Raw genomic sequence first — 18,636 nt, forward strand, 5'->3', positions numbered from 1 at the left:
GTATATGAAACAAAATGATGCCCGATACGATGATGTTATCTGCAGCAATATTGGTTTGCACAGAAACGATAAGTATAGCAACAGGAGTGGTTATGTGTGAGTGTTTACAAGGATACGGCCGAGGTCGAAGTCAGGGAAAGACGGCTTGATGCAATCCTTTCTTATAAAGGAGATGCTAAAACCCTCAATGTACAGTCGAAAAAAAGAAAAGTAAACTGCCCGGAGAGCTCTTACAGCCAGTGCAGTCAATGCTCGGAAGGCTGTGCAGAAGGACTTATATGCCACATCATTGATGCTGCAGTGATCAGCCACGCACCGATCGGCTGCAGCTTGGGAGCATCATCCCGGCATATTGTGGGACGCGCGGTGTCAAAGAGCCGCGGTCTGCCGGAACATAAAGTACAGATGATATGCAGCAACATTAATGAAGAAGACACTGTTTATGGTGCTTCCAAAAAATTATTCACCGCAATATATGAAGCCGACAGGCGTTTTAAGCCAAGAGTGATCTTTCTTCAGTCGTCATGTGCATCCGGTATTATCGGTGAGGATATGGAAAGCATTGCCAGGCAGGCTGAGGAAAAGCTGCATTATCCGGTCGTTCCCGTCTACTGCGAGGGCTTTAAGTCCACTATATGGTCCACCGGTTTTGATGCCGCTTTTCATGCGGTTTTGCGCAGACTAGTGAAACCGGCGCAAAAAAAACAGAATGACATGGTCAATATATTCAACTTTACCGGATCAAATACATTTATTCCTTTGCTGCATAAACTCGGTCTGCGGGTGAACTATTTGCTGCCTATGGCTACTCTGGAGCAGATTGCATCTGTTACGGAGGCAGCCTGTACAGCGCATATCTGTGAAACACTGGCCACATATGTGGCTGCAGCGCTGGAAGAACAGTACAGTGTTCCTGAAGTAAAAGTACAGCCTCCGTTCGGTATTGACTGGACCGATGAATGGGTAAGGGAAATTGCCAGATATACCGATCGTGCCAAACTGGCGGAGCAGTTAATCGTTCAGGAACATAAACGGATACAGCCGGAGCTGGAAAAACTCAGAGAACTATTAAAAGGCAAGACTGTTTATGTAATGTCGGGAGATGCTTTTGCACACAATCTGGCCAATATCGCTAAGGATCTGGATCTGAATGTGATCGGGCTGAGTACACTGCATCATGATTTGCATTTTGAGACAAAAGAGCAGATAAATTCACTGGAGGCACTGATTGAAAGTGTCGGCAATATAAAAGATGTCAGAGTCTGCAATAAACAGCCGTACCGCATTATAAAGGTATTGCAGCGCATCAGTCCGGATGTGCTGATAGTGCGCCATCCCAATCTTGCACCTATGGGCATGAAATTGGGTATTCCGACTTTAAGCGAGGGTGATGCCAATTTCAGTATCGGCTATGACGGTGTGCTGAAATTCGGCAGACGGCTGCTGGATCTGATAACTGCCGAAAAATTGTTCGGCAATATCGCAAAACATGCCAGACTGCCGTATAACAGCCGTTGGCGTGAAAATGATGTTGATGATGTTCTTAATAATAGGATGCTAGGCGGTGAATTATGAGCGAAATAATTGAACAACCACGTTATGGCTGTGCTTTGAGTGCACAGCAGACAGTACTGGCCATCCCGCGTGCTCTGCCTATCATTCATGCTGGACCGGGCTGTGCGTCAAAAGCCTTTTCCTTTGCAGCCACCGGTGCCGGTTTTCAGGGTGAAGGCTACGGCGGCGGATCACATATTTCCTCTACCAATACAGGTGAATCAGAGGTTATTTTCGGCGGCGAACCGAGTCTGGAGAAAGAAATAAAAGGCGCTCTAAAAATTCTGGACGGAGATCTGTTTGTTGTATTGTCCGGCTGCACCTCCGATATAGTAGGTGATGATTCTATATCCGTAGCCGAAAGATTTGCTGCCCAGGGGTATCCGGTGGTAGGGACGGAAACTGCCGGTTTTAAAGGCAGCAGTTATTATGGCCATGAAATAGTTGTAAAATCCATCATTGAGCAATTTATCGGTGATGTAAAACCGCAGGTACGGCATGGACTGGTAAATGTTTTTGCTGTAGTGCCTTTTCAAGATCCCTTTTGGCGAGGCGATCTGGAAGAAATCAAACGCATATTAACCAATATAGGCTTGGAAGTAAATATTTTATTTGGTAATGGCTCGGCGGGAATCAGCGAATGGCGTGACATTCCCAATGCGCAGTTTAATCTGTTGATTTCACCGTCAACCGGCACGGAAATAGCAGAGCTTTTAGAAGCAAAATATCAGACACCTTATCTGCAATATCCGATCCTGCCTGTAGGCGGCGTTGAAACCAGTCGTTTTTTACGGGAAGTAGCGGCTTTTGCCGGGCTTTCTTCTCTGCCCGTTGAAAAAGCAATAGAAAAAGAAGAGCGGCGTTTTTACGATTATTTTGTTGCTGTATCAGATTTTATCGGTGAATATTGGAATAACCTGCCGGTCGATCTTTATGCTGTCGGCGACAGTATTTATGCACCGGGAGTAAGTTCCTTTTTGGTTAATGAACTGGGACTTGTCCCCAGGGGAGTTTATGTAACTGATGAACCGCAGCCGGCCTGGCAATCTGTTATAACGGAGACATTAGCCGCACGCGACAGCAGACTGGCAGCTGTACTGAAGTTTGAAAATGATGGAGGAGCTATTGAAATGGATATACGGGAAAAAGACAAAAATGCCGGAAAATCAATCATTTTAGGAAGTTCATGGGAAAAATTCCTTGCAGTGGACGTAGACAGTCTTTATGCATATCTCAGCCTGCCGCTTGATGAAATAGTTATCTTAAACCATTCATACATGGGTTACAGCGGAGGGCTGCGTCTCATCGAAGAAGTATATTCTGCTGTGTTCAAGCGCAAAACGGCAACATCGAGATCTATCGTCTGAGATGCAAAACACAAAGGGTTCTGACAGCAGGGAAATCATTCATTGTGAAGCTATTTTCCTGCTTGTCACACTCGCTTGTGCTTATTACCGAGGAAACTCTGACTAAAATAAATATGGGATACATCTTTCTGCCGTATATTCCAGATCAATCAGCAGTTTCTCACATTCGGAGGAATAATTTTATTATGGAAAAGCTAAGACCGTGGCTGCCGCTGTTTTCTATATTGCTGGCATCATTTTTAGATATTTGGCTGCCCGATTCATCTTTGCACACGCCTACAAAGGCAAAGTATTTTTTATGGTTCAACATTATTTTAGGAATATTTTTTACCGCCGGTGCCATACGTACAATTTTTTGGAGAAACAAAGGGAAAAACTTTATCACACAGGCTCCATTTTATGCGGCAGTGATTTTTCTGCTGAATATATTTAATCTAGTTTCCAAAAAATATGCTTTGCTGCCGGTTATATTTTTTCCGTCGCTGGACAGAGTTTTTTCTGTTATTGTCGAAGACAGTTTTTTTCTGGCTTCCTGTCTTGCATCCTCGGCACAGCTACTTTTTGCCGGATTTGCCATCGGCGCTGCTGCCGGAATATTAACAGGAATAGCTGTCGGCTTCAATAAAGTTTTATCATACTGGATCAATCCATTGATACGTGCCATCGGGCCCATGCCCCCGACAGCATGGATACCGATAGTACTGGTAGTGTTTCCAACGACATTTTCAGGCAGTGTTTTTTTGATTGCCCTGTCCGTTTGGTTTCCCACGACAATAATGACAGCCGGCGGCATTCAAAACATACCGAATGTTTATTTTGAAGTAGCCAGTACCTTGGGTGCGGGTAAATATTATCAAATATTGAAAGTGGGTATTCCCGCAGCTATGCCGCAAATGTTTTTAGGAATATTCAACGGGGCTGGTATATCCTTCGTGACCCTTATGACCGCTGAACTTCTTGGTGTAAAAAACGGTATTGGCTGGTACATAAACTGGCAGAAAGATATGATGGCTTATGCCAACGTGTATGCGGGCCTCATCATTATAGCAGTCAGTTTTTATCTCTTGGTAATGCTGCTGTTTAAGGTGCGCGACCGCGTTCTGGTATGGCAAAAAGGAGTCATAAAATGGTAGGAGCCGTAAATATAAATTCAGTAACCAAAAAATTTGCAGCCGATGACGGCAGTGAGATCACGGCTTTAAACGGTATAGACTTGAAAGTGAGAGCCGGTGAATTTATCTCCCTGATAGGTCCCTCAGGCTGCGGGAAATCAACTTTGCTGCGTCTTATAGCCGGATTAAGCAAACCTACCGAAGGTACTCTTTTTATTGATGAAAGTGAAATCAAGGGTACATCTTATGAACGTGGTCTTGTATTTCAAAATGCCATGCTCTTCCCCTGGCTCAACATATATGACAATATTGCTTTCGGCCTCAAAGCAAGAAAAGTCTACCGCAGCAGCAAAGACCGGGTAAAATCATTCATCAGCATGGTCTCTCTGGACGGATTTGAAAAATCATTTCCGCATCAGCTGTCCGGAGGCATGATTCAGAGAGCGGGGCTGGCCCGGGTGCTGATAAACGATCCCAAGGTGCTCCTGCTCGACGAACCGCTGGGAGCTCTCGACGCATTCACGCGCATGAATTTGCAGGATGAACTTATCCGTATCTGGAAAAAGGAAAAAATGACCATGATATTGGTTACTCACGATGTTGATGAGGCGGTATATCTGTCTGACAGAATAGTGGTCATGACCCCTCGTCCCGCCAAGATAGAAAAAATCATTGATGTCAATCTTTCTTATCCGCGGGCCCGCAGCGGATCTGAATTTCTTTATCTTCGCACTCAAATATTGAAAATATTGAACTACGCCGGAAAAACCGAGGAACCCGGTTATTATATATGACTCATATTCAAATATTGCAAGGGGAATAAATACAATGAAAAAACTCATATTATTTATGCTGCTGGTGCTGACGCTACTTTCTATAGCCGGCTGCGGCACACAAGATAAAAATACTGCGGAAGGAAATGGACCCGCACCGGAAAATGCCGATGATAAGAATTTCGTTTTAAAAGTCGGCTACAGCGGCTCGCTTTGTGAAGCACCGCTGCATATGGCAATAGAAAAAGGCTTTTTTGCCGAAGAAGGTTTGACTGTGGATGCTGTAAAGCTTGCACCGGGAACGGCTTTTGAAAGCATCAGTTCCGGAAAAACCGATGCGGGTTTCAATTTGCTGGCCAATCTGGTCCAGCCGTTATCGAACGGGCTTCCCGTTAAGCTTACGGCAGGTCTCCATACCGGCTGCGACAAAGTTCTGGTGCCCAATAACGGCAAAATAAAAACCATCGAAGACCTCAAGGGGAAAAAGATAGGTGTGCCAAGCCTTAACAGCAGTCCTATAATATTTGCCAAACGCGTTTTGGCTGCGCACGGCATAGGTGTAACGGAAAAGAATATGGAAGTTGAATTTGTCGTATTCAGCAACAGCGAATTGCCTCTTGCCCTGGAAAAAGGCGCTGTCGATGCAATAGCTGCCAATGACCCTGTTGCCAGCATAGCTGCTGACCAATACGGCCTGAATATGCTGGCCGATTCCGCTATGGATGCTCCTTATAAAGATCAATACTGCTGCACAGCTTATGTAAGCAATAAATTAATTGCGGAACATCCTGAAGCCGCCGCAAAATATACTCGGGCAATGATGAAGGCCAGCCGCTGGATACAGGCTAATCCCGACGAAACTGCCAAATTGCAGGTAGAAAAAAAATATGTAGCGGGTGATGCCGAAAAGAACGCTGCAATACTAAAAACTTTTAAATATACTCCATCCGTGCAGAAAGCTTATGATTCTTTCAGTATAGTGGCAAAGGAACTGCAGGATATCGGTATGCTGGATAAAAATACAGATATAAATACATTGCAGAAAAACAGTTTTCAATTTTTTGATGATGTCAAGGATGAATAATATAAATTACACAGGACAAGCACAAACAAAATAAAACAGTGAGGGGAATTCATATGGCAAAGGGACGAATGCACAGCTTAAACACTATTTTAATACACGGAGGCATAGATGGAGACGAACGAACAGGTGCAGTAAACATACCTGTTTACCAGACTTCTACTTACAAACAAATACGGCTTGGTGAAAATACCGGTTATGAATACTCCAGAACAGGCAACCCGACACGTGAGGCATTGGAAAAACTTACGGCAGAACTGGAACAGGGCAGGTACGGACTGGCTTTCGCTTCCGGTATGGCGGCTATAGCGGCAGTATTCACCTTATTTTCCAGCGGAGATAAAATCTTGATCTCAAAGAATGTCTATGGCGGCACATTTCGTATTCTGGACAAAATTTTTGTGAACTTCGGCATTACTTATCAATTTGTTGATACGGGAGATATAGCAGAAATAGAAAAAAACCTCACGAAAGAAGTTAAAGCTGTTTTAGTGGAAACACCCACCAATCCTCTGCTGGAAGTAACAGATATAGCAGCGGTAGCGGAAACGGCAAAAAAGCACGGAGTGCTGACCATAGTAGACAATACCTTCATGTCCCCTTACCTGCAGCGCCCGCTGACACTGGGAGCGGATATAGTATTGCACAGTGCCACAAAATATTTGGGCGGGCACAGTGATCTTATTGCCGGCATCGTAGTTGTCGATCAGGAAGAACTTGCCCAGAAATTATATTTTATTCAAAATTCTACGGGCGGTGTTCTCGGTCCGAATGACTCATTCCTGCTGATAAGAGGCATAAAGACACTGGGTGTGAGAATGGAGCGCCATCAGCAAAATGCGGGGAAAATTGCCGAATGGCTGAAAACTAAAAATTGGGTAAAGGAAGTTTATTATCCCGGCCTGCCTGAGCATCCCGGTTATAAAATACAGAACAGGCAGGCTGACGGGGCAGGTGGCATGCTGACTTTTGAATTAAAGAAAAAGTATGATTACAGAATATTTATAAACAGCCTAAAAATAATTACGCTGGCTGAAAGCCTGGGCGGAGTGGAATCTCTCATCTGCCAGCCTGCATCCATGACCCATGCATCCATACCGCCGAAAATAAGAGAACGTATCGGTATTACAGAAAATCTGCTGCGCCTGTCCGTGGGAATCGAAGACTACGAGGATCTGCTGGCTGACATAAAGCAGGCGGCTGAAAAAGCGGAGGCCTGAAATGAAATATTATAATGGCATTCATTCACTGATCGGAAAAACACCGCTCCTTAAGCTGAATAATTTGAACCTGCCGGAAAATGTCAATATTTTCGCCAAACTTGAATTTTGGAATCCGGGCGGCAGCGTGAAAGACCGCATTGGCGTCTTCATGCTCGAATCAATGGAAAAAAAGGGGAAAATCACTCCCGGAGCCACGATAGTAGAAGCTACCGCGGGAAATACAGGCATCGGCATAGCACTGGCTGCGCTCAACAAGAATTACAAAGTCATATTTGTCGTTCCCGATAAATTCTCAGCAGAAAAGCAATGCCTGATGAAGGCGCTCGGCGCACAGATAATCAACACACCGCGTGAAGGCGGCATGCTTGGCGCGGCAAAAAAAGCGCAGGAAATAAAAGACAGTATCCCCGATGCCGTCTCCTTTGACCAATTTAATAATCTTGATAACACACAGGCACACTATGAAACCACCGGACCGGAAATTTACAGAGACCTGGATGCCGAGATAGATTATTTTGTTGCCGGTGCAGGCAGCGGCGGCACATACAGCGGAGCATTGCGTTATTTAAAAGAAAAGAGACCAGCCATTAAAGGTATTCTTGCCGACCCTCTCGGTTCCACGCTTGGAGGCGGTGAACATAAGGACTACGATATTGAAGGAATCGGCAATGATTTTGTTCCCGCTACAATGGATATGAAACTTGTGGATAAAGTAATAAAGATATCCGATCAGGAAGCACTGGAGTCAGTACGTTTACTGGCCCGGTACGAAGGCCTCTTTGTGGGAACATCATCCGGAGCGGCATTAGCTGCCGCACTCAAATTGGCCTTTACGATAAACAAGGGCAACATAGCAGTCATTTTTCCCGACCGCGGCGATCGCTATTTCAGCAAAAAAATATACGGATAGGCGATAATATGGCATTTATTGAAATTCACAATTTGGAAAAAAGCTTCAAGACAGACAATAAATCCTTTAGAGTCTTAAATAATATTAACCTGAGCATAGATAAAGGCGATATTTTTGGAATTGCCGGATTCAGCGGTGCTGGCAAATCGACCTTAATAAGATGCCTCAACAGACTTGAAGAGCCAGACAGCGGCACTGTAATCATAAACGGCAGGGAAATAACGTCACTTTCCTCAAGTCAGCTGAAAAAAGAACGGCGCAGCATTGGAATGATATTCCAGGCATTTAATCTGTTTGACAGCAAAACTGTAGCAGAAAATATTGCATATCCGCTGCATATAGAAAAATTTAAAAGTTCGACCATCAATGCGCGTGTCAGCGAGCTTTTACAGCTGGTAAATCTGGAGCATCGCTCCAATGCTTATCCCGGAGCCCTTTCGGGAGGAGAAAAGCAGAGAGTGGGCATTGCCCGGGCAATCGCCAATGAACCAAAAGTATTGTTAAGCGATGAGGCGACCAGCTCACTTGATCCACAGACTACTTTTTCCATATTGGAACTATTGCAGAAAATAAATAAAAAACTGGATCTGACAATTATTCTTATAACCCATGAGCTGTCGGTAATTCAATATATATGCAACAGAATGGCTATTCTTGAAGCGGGAAAAATTGCAGAATACGGTGATACTAAAAACGTCTTTAGTGCCCCTTCAAGTGAAACACTGCAAATGTTTATGAAAGTTCATCATCAATTTCAGCAGCAGTCATTATTTGTGGAGGGAGCGGGAATATGAGTCTGCGAACGCATTCACTGTATGAAGTATTGGTAAGTGCATTCGGACCGGATGTCTGGAAAATGATTATACCGGCCATCGGTGACACCTTATATATGGTGTTCTGGGCAGCTGTATTTACTTTGATAATAGGAATTTGTCTGGGATTTATTTTGACAATAACGGCTGATGACGGACTGCTGCCGCTGCCTCTGCCGCATCGCGTGCTTGGTGCTGTTATAAACGGATTGCGGTCTCTGCCGGAAATAATCATGATCATATTGATGCTGCCTATAGCCAGAGTGATCGTTGGTAAATCCTATGGTACAAATGCCTGCATAATAGCATTAGTTGCAAGCTGTGTCCCAATGTATGCGCGATTGGTGCAGGGAGCACTTGCGGAACTTTCCAAGGGAAAGATAGAAGCAGCCAAGGCGATGGGCAGCGGTATATGGAGAATAATCTTCAGCGTGATGCTGCCGGAATCAGTTCCCACACTGATACATTCCTTCACTGTGGCGCTGGTGGCAATAATTTCAATGACAGCACTGGCAGGAAGCTTTGGTGCCGGTGGACTAGGCGATATTGCCGTACGATACGGATTCAACAGATTTCAGCATGATGTGCTGATCGCCACAGTGACTGCTCTTGTGCTCATAGTTCAGGCGGTTCAATTCATAGGGGATTTATTGGCTCATATGATATTGAGAAAAAGACATATGCTTTAAAGACATATGCTTTAATGGGGGAATATGAATGAAAAAAATTATTGCAGCCTTATTGTCGGGCATGTTTATTATACTAACCGCAGGCTGTTCAAATTCCAATGCCACACAGACATCCGGACAAACAGATGGAAAAAAACTGACCATACTGGCCGATCTCGTACCGCACAGTGAGCTGCTTGAGTTTGTTAAACCAAAGTTAGCGCAGAAAGGTATTGATTTGGAAATAATTTCGGCAGCATCGGACGGGACCTGGAATTCTCGAGTAGAAAGCGGTGAAGTCGACGCCAATTTCAATCAGCATTATCCGTATTTAAAGGAATGGAATGAAAAAAACAACGGGCACGTGGTAAATGCCGGAAATATCCATGTAGAACCGATAGCAGCATACTCGGTAAAATATAAACAGCTGAGTGAAATACCCGATAATGCATCAATCGTTATCCCCAACGACGCCACCAACGAATATCGGGCACTTAAAATATTGGAACAGGCCGGCTTCATTAAGCTCCGACCTGATCTTGACTCACTCCGGGCCAGCCTTACCGATGTATCGCAGTATGTAAAACCCGTTTCGATAAAAGAAATTGATTCGGCGCAGATAATAAACATGTCGGAAGATTTTGACATTTATATAACAAATACCAATAAAATTTTAGAGGCAGGCATAGATCCGACAACTAATTTATTCCGTGAGGACGGCAATTCACCCTATGCCAATATCATCGCAGTAAAATCAGGACGGGAAAACGATTCGGCTATACAGGAACTTGTAAAAGAGCTGCGTTCAGACGATACAAAAAATTTTATAAAGGAAAAATATAAGGGTGCAGTTATTCCAGCAGCATGACAGTAAAAGGAGGTTCGGCAAATGCAAAAAAAAATTAATCTTGATATTTCGGAAGTGCAGCCGCGCGAACAACGGCTCGGAACGATCATTGCCTGGGACGGCGACATTGAAGAGCTGCACCGTCAATCCAATTTTGCGGGCAGAGCAGCAGGCTGCGGCAGCGGCAAGGGCTGCCGTTTATGTGAATTACAGGGTCCATTTTCGCAGGGATCGGTTTGCAGTGAACAGATGGTTGAATGTCAGGCCGGCAATGTCCGTGACGCCGTTTTAATACAGCATGCCCCTATCGGCTGCGGTGCCGGACAGGTGCCGTATAATTCCATCTACCGCAACGGCCTTGCGATGCGCGGCCATAAAGTAGAAAATATACGAATAATAAACACCAATCTTGGCGAAGACGATGTAGTATTCGGTGCCGCTGACAAATTACGCAGCGCCATTGATTCCGCATGGACGCGCTATGAACCCAAAGCCATATTCATCGCTACATCATGCGCGACCGGTATTATCGGTGAAGATGTCGAAAGCATTGCCCGGGAAAAGCAGGAGGAAATCGGTGTGCCGATCATACCAATGGCCTGCGAGGGATTTCGCTCAAAACACTGGAGTACAGGTTTTGACGCCACACAGCATGGCATTCTGCGGCAGCTCGTCCGCAAAAACCCTAAAAAGCAGGAAGACTTGGTCAACGTAATAAATTTATGGGGTTCCGACGTGTTTACGCCGATGCTGGCAAATTTGAATCTAAGAGTCAACTATGTTATCGATCTGGCATCTGTCGAGGATCTGGCGAAAATGTCGGAGGCTGCAGCAACTGTAGGATTTTGCTATACCCTATCCTCCTATCTGGCCGCTGCGCTGGAACAGCATTTTGGTGTACCGGAAGTCAAGGCACCGATGCCCTATGGCTTTGCCGGTACAGACGCCTGGCTGCGTGAACTGGCACGCGTGACCCACAGGGAAGAATTGGCCGAAAAATATATTGAAAATGAGCATAAAAGAGTCCTTCCCCGCATTGCGGAGCTGAAAGAAAAACTAAAAGGTATAAAAGGCTATGTAGCGACAGGCTCCGCATATTCTCACGGCCTGATACAGGTACTGCGTGAATTGGATGTCGAGGTAAACGGCTCTCTGGTTTTCCACCACGACCCTGTTTATGACAGCGGTGATGAGAAAGAAGATTCCCTGGGCCATCTGCTGAAAAATTATGGAAATGTCGAAAATTTTCATGTCAGCAACCGCCAGCAATATCAATTATATGCTTTTTTGCAAAAAGTACATCCCGATTTTATGCTCATCAGACATAACGGTCTGGCTCCTCTTGCCTCAAGGCTTGGCATTCCGGCGGCTCCTCTGGGGGACGAACATATTGCTATAGGCTATCAGGGAATAATCAATCTGGGGGAAACTATTCTGGATATACTGGCCCGCAAAAAATTTCATAACAGTATCAAGGCTCATGTTAAGCTTCCGTATACAGATTGGTGGATAAAACAAAAAGATCCGTATATTCTGGCACGACAAAACAAAATATGATTTCCACAATAGAGAGGTTTAAATATGGATATATGCAAAAATAAAAAAAACAATTCCATCAATCAGGTCCGTTACGGCTGCGCTCTGGGCGCCTTTCATTCCGTTTCGGCTATCCCCGGGGCCATGCCGATCGCTCACTGCGGTCCCGGTTGTGTTGACAAGCAGTACATGAGCCTCGGCTTTTACAACGGCTTTCAGGGCGGCGGCTATTCCGGCGGTGCAGTCATTCCCAGCACCAATCTGCAGGAAAATGATGTTGTTTTCGGCGGAGCCAAACGCCTGCAGGAATTGATCGAAGCCAGTCTCAAAATCCTCAAAGCTGATCTGTTCGTTGTATTAAACGGCTGTATTGGTGAGCTGGTCGGTGATGATGTGGGTGCCGTAGTCGACCAATTTCAAAAGCAAGGCATTCCTATCGTAAACGCAGAAACAGGAGGCTTCAAGGGCAATAATTTTATTGGTCATGAAATAGTAGTGAAGGCAATAATCGAGCAGTTCGTTGATAAATACACGGCGGCGCATTCCCAAAAGCAAAAAGGTCTTATAAACGTGTGGTCAGAACTTCCCTTCCAAAATACTTTTTGGCGGGGAGATCTTGCCGAATTAAAAAGAATTCTTCAGGGAGCAGGCTTCCGTGTAAACATTCTTTTCGGCAACAATTCTGAAGGCGTAGAAGAATGGAAAAACATACCAAAAGCCCAGTTTAATTTGGTAATTTCTCCATGGCTGGGCCTTTCTACCGCAAAATATCTGGAGGAAAAATATGATCAGCCATACCTGCATATTCCCGTTTTACCCATAGGTGCCGATCAGACTGCCGAATTTCTCCGAAAAGTAGTAAATTTTGCAGATCATAATAAACAAAAAGCGGAAGAATTCATTGCTGCTGAAGAAAAGGAATACTACTACTATCTGGAACATTTTACAGACTTTTATGCGGAATACTGGTGGGGGCTGCCTTCTTCCTATGCGGTTATCGGTGACAGTGCCTATAATCTGGCTATAAATAAATTTCTGGTAAAACAGCTGGGACTGATTCCGGCAAAGCAAATTATTACAGATAATCCGCCTGAACGATACCGCCCGGCTATCAGTGCGGAGTATCAAAAACTGGATACCGATGTTTCTGCAGAGGTAGTTTTTCTGGAAGATGGCTATGAAATCAACGCGTTATTGGAAAATGTAAACTACGGCCACCGTCCGCCTATAATATTCGGCACTACATGGGAACGTGATACAACAAAAAAACTGGGCGGCAGCATAGTAGAAGTGGGATTTCCTGCATCCTATGAAGTTGTTCTGAATAAAAAATATGTTGGTTACCGAGGTGCTCTCAGCCTTTTAGAAAAAATATTCACTACTGTTATAAGCAAATCGGCATAAATGCGGGGGAGAGCTTGACATGAAAAAAATAAATCTTAATATGCCGGAAGTTGAAGTCAGGGAAAATCGTCTTGGCTCCATAACGGGCTTTCAGGGAAATGCGGAAGAACTGGTAAAATGCTCCGGCAGCGGTAAGTTATGCGATCAAAAACGGTCATTCAGCCAATGCTTAGACTGCTCTATAAGCAAGGCGGCATGTATGGTGACATTGATACAGGATGCCGCGGTCATCTGCCACGGTCCTGTCGGCTGCGCTTCCTGTCTGCATGAATTTGCCTTCACCTACCGAGTAAATGCGCCATTGCGCAATGTGGCCCGCCCCACTCAGCGAAGGATATTTTCTACAAATATAGGTGAAGAAGAAACAGTATACGGGGGCGGCGACAAGCTGGCCGAATCAATCAGAAGTGTATATAAAAGAACACAGGCAAAGGCAATTTTTGTCCTGTCTACCTGTGCCGCAGCCATCATAGGCGATGATATAGAAAGTGTGACTGATGAGGCAGAAAAAGAACTCGGTATCCCAATTATAGCTATTTTTTGTGAGGGTTTCCGTTCAAAAGTATGGACCAGCGGTTTCGATGCCGGCTATCACGGCATAGCGCGCAAATTAATAAAACCGGCGGAGGTGCACAGAAAAGATATCATCAATGTCATCAATTTCTGGGGAAGCGATGTATTTACACAATGGTTTGCCGCTTTTGGCGCAAAACCAAACTATATAACACCCTATTCGACGATAGACAGCCTTTCCCATTCCTCCGAAGCAGCTGTCACCATCCAAGCCTGCCCCACACTGGGTTCTTATCTCGGCGCAGCATTGGAACAGGAATTTGGTGTTCCTGAACTTAAAACACCACCTCCTTATGGCGTAGCACAAACTGACAGATGGTTCCGTGAACTGGGAAGGATCCTAGGAAAGGAAGAAATTGCCGAGCAGCTTATAGTGCAAAAAAAAGCAGAATATCTGCCGCAGCTGGAAAAAATAAGAGAAAAATTAAAAGGCAAGCTTGCTTATGTTACCGCCGGTGCGGCACACGGCCATGCTTTGCTTTCTGTATTGAGAGAATTAGGGTTGAGAGCTGTGGGGGCGGCAATATTTCATCACGATCCCGTCTATGACAGCAATACTGATGAAGCTGATGCCCTGGCGCAGACTGTGCGCGATTATGGCAACATTCCAAACTACAATGTCTGTGATAAACAGGAATTTGAGCTTGTGAATATGCTGCATCATTTAAAACCGGATGTATTGCTGGCCAGACACGGCGGTATGACACTCTGGGGCGCAAAGTTCGGCATACCGTCGCTGCTTATAGGTGATGAGCATTTCAGTATGGGTTATGAAGGGCTTATCAGATACGGGAACCGACTCATAGAGGTTATCGAAAATGATGAATTTGTAAAGAATCTCGAAAAACATACGATCAATCCTTATACAAGCTGGTGGCTGGAACAAAAACCATATACATTTTTAAAGGGAGAGGGATAATGGATGGCAGGCAAGATGATTGAACAAGAGCGCTATACCTGTGCTATAGGCGCACTGCAAAGTGTCGTTGCAATACCTAAAGCGCTGCCGATACTGCATTCCGGTCCCGGCTGCGGTATGATGGTCAGAGGTTTCTTTGAACGTTCTACGGGATATGCCGGAGGAAGCACCTCTCCGTGTACTAATTTCAGTGAAAGCGAAGTTGTTTTCGGCGGAATTGAGAAGCTCCGCAAAATAATCGCCAACTCTTATAAGATACTGAACAGTGATCTGCAGGTTATTTTGACCGGCTGCACGGCTGGCATCGTAGGTGATGATATAGACAGCCTTGCCGATGAATTCCGTGAAGCGGGCCGGCCAATAGTTACAGTGGAAACAGCAGGTTTCAAAAGCAATAATTTTGTGGCGCACAGCGATGTGGTAAAGGCAATAATCGATCAGTATACAAATATATTCATTAACGACAATCCTGTGAGAAGCGAAAAGAAGACAATCAACCTATTTGCCTCAATACCCTATCAGGATCAATTTTGGAAAGGCAATCTCAGGACTTACAAATATCTTCTGGAACAGCTGGGATTCAAAGTACATGTCTTATTCGGACCTGAATCAGACGGCGTTGCGGAATGGCAACAGATACCGCGGGCAAATTTTAATGTGCTTATCTCACCCTGGTACGGACAAAGCATTGTTGAACACCTCGAAAATATATATGAACAGCCATTCTTCAAATTTCCCCATATACCGATAGGAGCAAATGAAACAGAAAAATTTCTGCACGGTGTCCTGAAATTTGCGGAAGGACTGAATGTTCGGCTGGACTATCCTAAAGCAGAAAATTTTATAAAACGCGCGAGCGCGGCATATTACGAAGAGCTTGATAATTTGGCAACATTTTTGCTGGAATTCCGTTATGGACTGCCGAGTTATGTTCATATTATCCATGACGCAGGATATGTCACCGGTCTGGCAAAATTCTTGCTGCACGAAACGGGCATCGTTCCTAAAGAACAATTCATAGTCGACAATACCCCGGAAAAATTTCAACAAAGCATACGCGAAGATCTGCAAAGCATATCGGCAAAAAAAATTGTTCCTCTGACTTTTGAACCGGATGCGGGGAAAGTCCAGGATATTGTCAGAAATATTGTGCATGAAGGCAGAGGGCTTCTTATCGGCAGCGGCTGGGATAAGGAATTGTCCCGGGAAAAAGGATTTGATTTTATATCCGCCTCCGTACCGTCACCTTATCGGCTGGTTTTAAGTACGGGGTACGCAGGTTTTCACGGCGGCCTCAGAGTAATGGAAGACATATTCAATACCGTCCTGGCAAGTTACAGATAATGATATAAAGCTCATCATTTAAAGGAGATGTTTAATTTGACTGCACCAGATTATGGATTTGAAACAGCACAGATACATGCCGGTTATAATGCAAAGGAACATAATTATGCGGTATCACCGCCTATATATCAGTCGGCAGCCTATGATTTTGCCAGTGTACAGGATGCACGAAATCTATTTCAATTCAAAGAGGCCAGATGTGTTTATTCACGTGTCGGCAATTATACAGGAACGGTGCTCGAAGAACGGATAAAAATTCTTGACGGAGCTTCAGGAGCTCTCGCTGTCGGTTCCGGCATGGCGGCAATCGCTTATACATTGCTCAGTCTTACTGAAGAAGGCGGAAGCATTCTTACGACACCTTATCTTTACGGAGGAACGGCAGACAGTTTTAAAAAAATATTTCCGAGATTTCATGTCAATATAAATATAGCAAAAAATATCGAATCCCCGGAAAAACTGGCACAGGAAATAACGCCTGACACCAAAGCAATATATATTGAAAGCATCAGCAACCCCAACGGTGTTCTTCTGGATATTGAGGCTTTGGCAAAAATCGCACACGACAATAAAATACCGCTGGTAGTCGATAATACAGTTGCCACGCCATATCTGCTCAATCCTCTTAAACATGGAGCCGATATCGTAGTCTACTCGGCAACCAAGGCACTGAGCGGGCATGGAAATGTTATTGCAGGACTTATCCTGGAAAGCGGCACCTTTGACTGGAACAGTGGTAAATTCCCCTATTTTGCCAAAAAACACTGGACACTGCGTGATGAAAACAATAAGCCGCGCAGTTTTCTGGAAGTTTTCCCTGATGCGCCGTTTTGCTTTCAGATAAGACGTCATTATCTGGCATATCTCGGAGCGGCACTCTCACCGTTTGATGCCTATCTTGTACTGCTGGGACTGGAAACATTATCGGTGCGTGTTTCCCGGCAGACAAAAAATGCGGAAAAAATTGCCGCTTTTCTGGCAGAAAACGAACATACCGAATGGGTGCGCTACGCTTCTCTGCCAAACAGCCCCTACCACAAATTATCTGAAAAATATTTTCCAAAAGGTGTAGGCGGCCTATTGGCTTTTGGCTTCAAGGGCACCCCAAAACAGTTAGAAATATTCATCGACAGCATCAAATTATTTCATTACCACGTCAATATCGGTGATGTACGCTCTCTGCTGGTAAATTCACCCCAAACGACACACGGTGAATTAGAACCGCATGAAAAAGCAGCGGCTGATATTCCCGAAAACCTGATTCGCCTTTCTATCGGTCTTGAAGATCCTGAAGATCTCATAAATGACCTGACACAAGCATTTCATACTGCATTTAAAACGGCTGAAAAATAATGGACCGTTCCCAATGAAGAATTGGGAACGGTCCATTATTTTTCAAGATTTATGTCAGTCATATATATTTCTTTAAAGCATTTCACTGACTATACAAGACCAGCCCTTTCCCTTATAGGCATTATAACCGCGAGAATGCGCATAGCCAAATATTTCTGAACGGCCTTTGCTGTCTTCTATATGATAACCATACGTTTCACCGGAAATAGCTTTATTCACTGCCGGTATGCTTTTCAAGCTATTTTTCAGAACATTGGAATGATCTTTTGCTGCAATAACAATACCGTCTGCATTAACCACGTAAATTTGTGCCGAAGTCCCGATTTTAGCAGAATCTACTATATCATAAATATAATTCCAATTGAAACGTGAAGAAAAATAGCCTATCAGGTTACCTTTGTCATCTAAAACAGGCGAAGTATACGCAACTGTCGGACTGTCAGCTGTAGAAGATATATATAGCTCTGAGGCCGATATCTTATTCAGTTTCTTTGCGTCGCTGAACCATTCATGCGTATGCATATCCTTCCCTATAGAACTTTGATTAACGGCTGCGGCAATAATTTTTCCATCTAAATCCAATATGTAAAGATCGAGATAAACCTCATAAATATCCACAATATTTTTTAAAAATGTGCAGCCGCTCTGGATAATATCCGGACTGCCGTCAGACAGACAAAGCTTTACCGGTACGAATTCAGCCCAGGCCTGTGCATCGCAGTTCCGTTCAAAAAGATTTCGTTCTATTTTATCCATAACATCATAAGCTACATCGGCTGTACGAACACCCATTACCTCATTAGCTTTATTTACTATATTTTGAATAATAGTATCACTTTCTTTAGTCGATCCAAGACTCTTTGTGGCAAGTTTTTTTATTTCTTCCGCTACAACGCTGAATCCTCGTCCTGCCTCACCGGCCCTTGCTGCTTCTATTGCAGAATTAAGCGACAGCAGATTGGTCTGTTTTGCTATACTTTGAATAGATTTATTCACCTTTCCCATTTTCTGTGTTGCTTCTTTCAATTCTGTCAGCAAAATAGATGAATCGATTACCTTATCATTTTCCATTCAAATTGCCCCTTTTGCAAAATACCGATTTTTCGATGAATAATCCAATCTATATAATATTTACATTGATGCTTTTTGCAGAGGAATTT

At 44.3% G+C, this 18,636-nt stretch carries 16 protein-coding genes; 15 read left to right on the top strand and 1 reads right to left on the bottom strand.

The window, feature by feature from the left end; genetic code table 11:
- The first annotated feature begins 96 nt into the window (after window positions 1-96).
- The 15 genes from I6758_RS12220 to I6758_RS12290 all read left to right on the top strand — a co-directional run bounded on the left by I6758_RS12220 (window position 97) and on the right by I6758_RS12290 (window position 17,476).
- A complete protein-coding gene (locus I6758_RS12220) occupies window positions 97-1,575 on the top strand; it encodes a nitrogenase component 1 (protein ID WP_196605538.1) in 1,479 nt (492 codons plus the stop codon).
- A complete protein-coding gene (locus I6758_RS12225; protein WP_196605539.1) occupies window positions 1,572-2,921 on the top strand; it encodes a nitrogenase component 1 in 1,350 nt (449 codons plus the stop codon). Before I6758_RS12220 ends, I6758_RS12225 begins: the two co-directional genes overlap by 4 nt.
- A gap of 185 nt (window positions 2,922-3,106) precedes the next feature.
- Window positions 3,107-4,054, top strand: coding sequence for an ABC transporter permease (locus tag I6758_RS12230; RefSeq protein ID WP_196605540.1), 948 nt, complete (start codon window positions 3,107-3,109; stop codon window positions 4,052-4,054).
- Window positions 4,048-4,827 carry an ABC transporter ATP-binding protein gene (locus I6758_RS12235; protein WP_196605541.1) on the top strand — a complete coding sequence of 260 codons (780 nt, stop codon included), beginning with the start codon at window positions 4,048-4,050 and terminating at the stop codon, window positions 4,825-4,827. The genes I6758_RS12230 and I6758_RS12235 overlap by 7 nt, the downstream gene beginning before the upstream one ends.
- 34 nt (window positions 4,828-4,861) lie before the next feature.
- A complete protein-coding gene (locus I6758_RS12240) occupies window positions 4,862-5,890 on the top strand; it encodes an ABC transporter substrate-binding protein (RefSeq protein ID WP_196605542.1) in 1,029 nt (342 codons plus the stop codon).
- Window positions 5,891-5,943: 53 nt separating this feature from the next.
- A complete protein-coding gene (locus I6758_RS12245) occupies window positions 5,944-7,107 on the top strand; it encodes a trans-sulfuration enzyme family protein (RefSeq protein WP_196605543.1) in 1,164 nt (387 codons plus the stop codon).
- Between the two features lies 1 nt (window position 7,108).
- Window positions 7,109-8,020 (top strand): PLP-dependent cysteine synthase family protein, encoded by a 912-nt coding sequence (locus tag I6758_RS12250; protein ID WP_196605544.1) that lies wholly within the window; start codon window positions 7,109-7,111, stop codon window positions 8,018-8,020.
- 8 nt (window positions 8,021-8,028) lie between these two features.
- Window positions 8,029-8,814 carry a methionine ABC transporter ATP-binding protein gene (locus tag I6758_RS12255; RefSeq protein WP_196605545.1) on the top strand — a complete coding sequence of 262 codons (786 nt, stop codon included), beginning with the start codon at window positions 8,029-8,031 and terminating at the stop codon, window positions 8,812-8,814.
- The gene (locus tag I6758_RS12260; protein WP_196605546.1) at window positions 8,811-9,521 is read left to right on the top strand and encodes a methionine ABC transporter permease; all 711 of its coding nucleotides are present in this window, start codon (window positions 8,811-8,813) and stop codon (window positions 9,519-9,521) included. Before I6758_RS12255 ends, I6758_RS12260 begins: the two co-directional genes overlap by 4 nt.
- A gap of 28 nt (window positions 9,522-9,549) precedes the next feature.
- On the top strand, window positions 9,550-10,368 hold the full coding sequence (locus I6758_RS12265) for a MetQ/NlpA family ABC transporter substrate-binding protein (RefSeq protein ID WP_196605547.1): 819 nt from the start codon (window positions 9,550-9,552) through the stop codon (window positions 10,366-10,368).
- 21 nt (window positions 10,369-10,389) lie between these two features.
- Complete coding sequence (locus I6758_RS12270; RefSeq protein ID WP_196605548.1) at window positions 10,390-11,904, top strand: nitrogenase component 1; 1,515 nt, start codon at window positions 10,390-10,392, stop codon at window positions 11,902-11,904.
- Window positions 11,905-11,928: 24 nt separating this feature from the next.
- Window positions 11,929-13,287, top strand: coding sequence for a nitrogenase component 1 (locus I6758_RS12275; protein ID WP_196605549.1), 1,359 nt, complete (start codon window positions 11,929-11,931; stop codon window positions 13,285-13,287).
- 19 nt (window positions 13,288-13,306) lie between these two features.
- A complete protein-coding gene (locus tag I6758_RS12280; RefSeq protein WP_196605550.1) occupies window positions 13,307-14,779 on the top strand; it encodes a nitrogenase component 1 in 1,473 nt (490 codons plus the stop codon).
- Between the two features lie 3 nt (window positions 14,780-14,782).
- The gene (locus tag I6758_RS12285) at window positions 14,783-16,123 is read left to right on the top strand and encodes a nitrogenase component 1 (RefSeq protein ID WP_196605551.1); all 1,341 of its coding nucleotides are present in this window, start codon (window positions 14,783-14,785) and stop codon (window positions 16,121-16,123) included.
- 36 nt (window positions 16,124-16,159) lie between these two features.
- Entirely contained in the window at window positions 16,160-17,476 is a 1,317-nt protein-coding gene (locus I6758_RS12290) for an O-acetylhomoserine aminocarboxypropyltransferase/cysteine synthase family protein (protein ID WP_196605552.1), read from the top strand.
- A 72-nt stretch (window positions 17,477-17,548) separates the two neighbouring features.
- Here the strand turns inward: I6758_RS12290 and I6758_RS12295 are convergent, their stop codons facing one another.
- A complete protein-coding gene (locus tag I6758_RS12295; protein ID WP_196605553.1) occupies window positions 17,549-18,547 on the bottom strand; it encodes a methyl-accepting chemotaxis protein in 999 nt (332 codons plus the stop codon).
- Between the last annotated feature and the right edge of the window lie 89 nt (window positions 18,548-18,636).

Origin of the sequence: Pectinatus haikarae (genome assembly GCF_015732185.1) — a bacterium.
Classification (GTDB): domain Bacteria; phylum Bacillota; class Negativicutes; order Selenomonadales; family Selenomonadaceae; genus Pectinatus; species Pectinatus haikarae.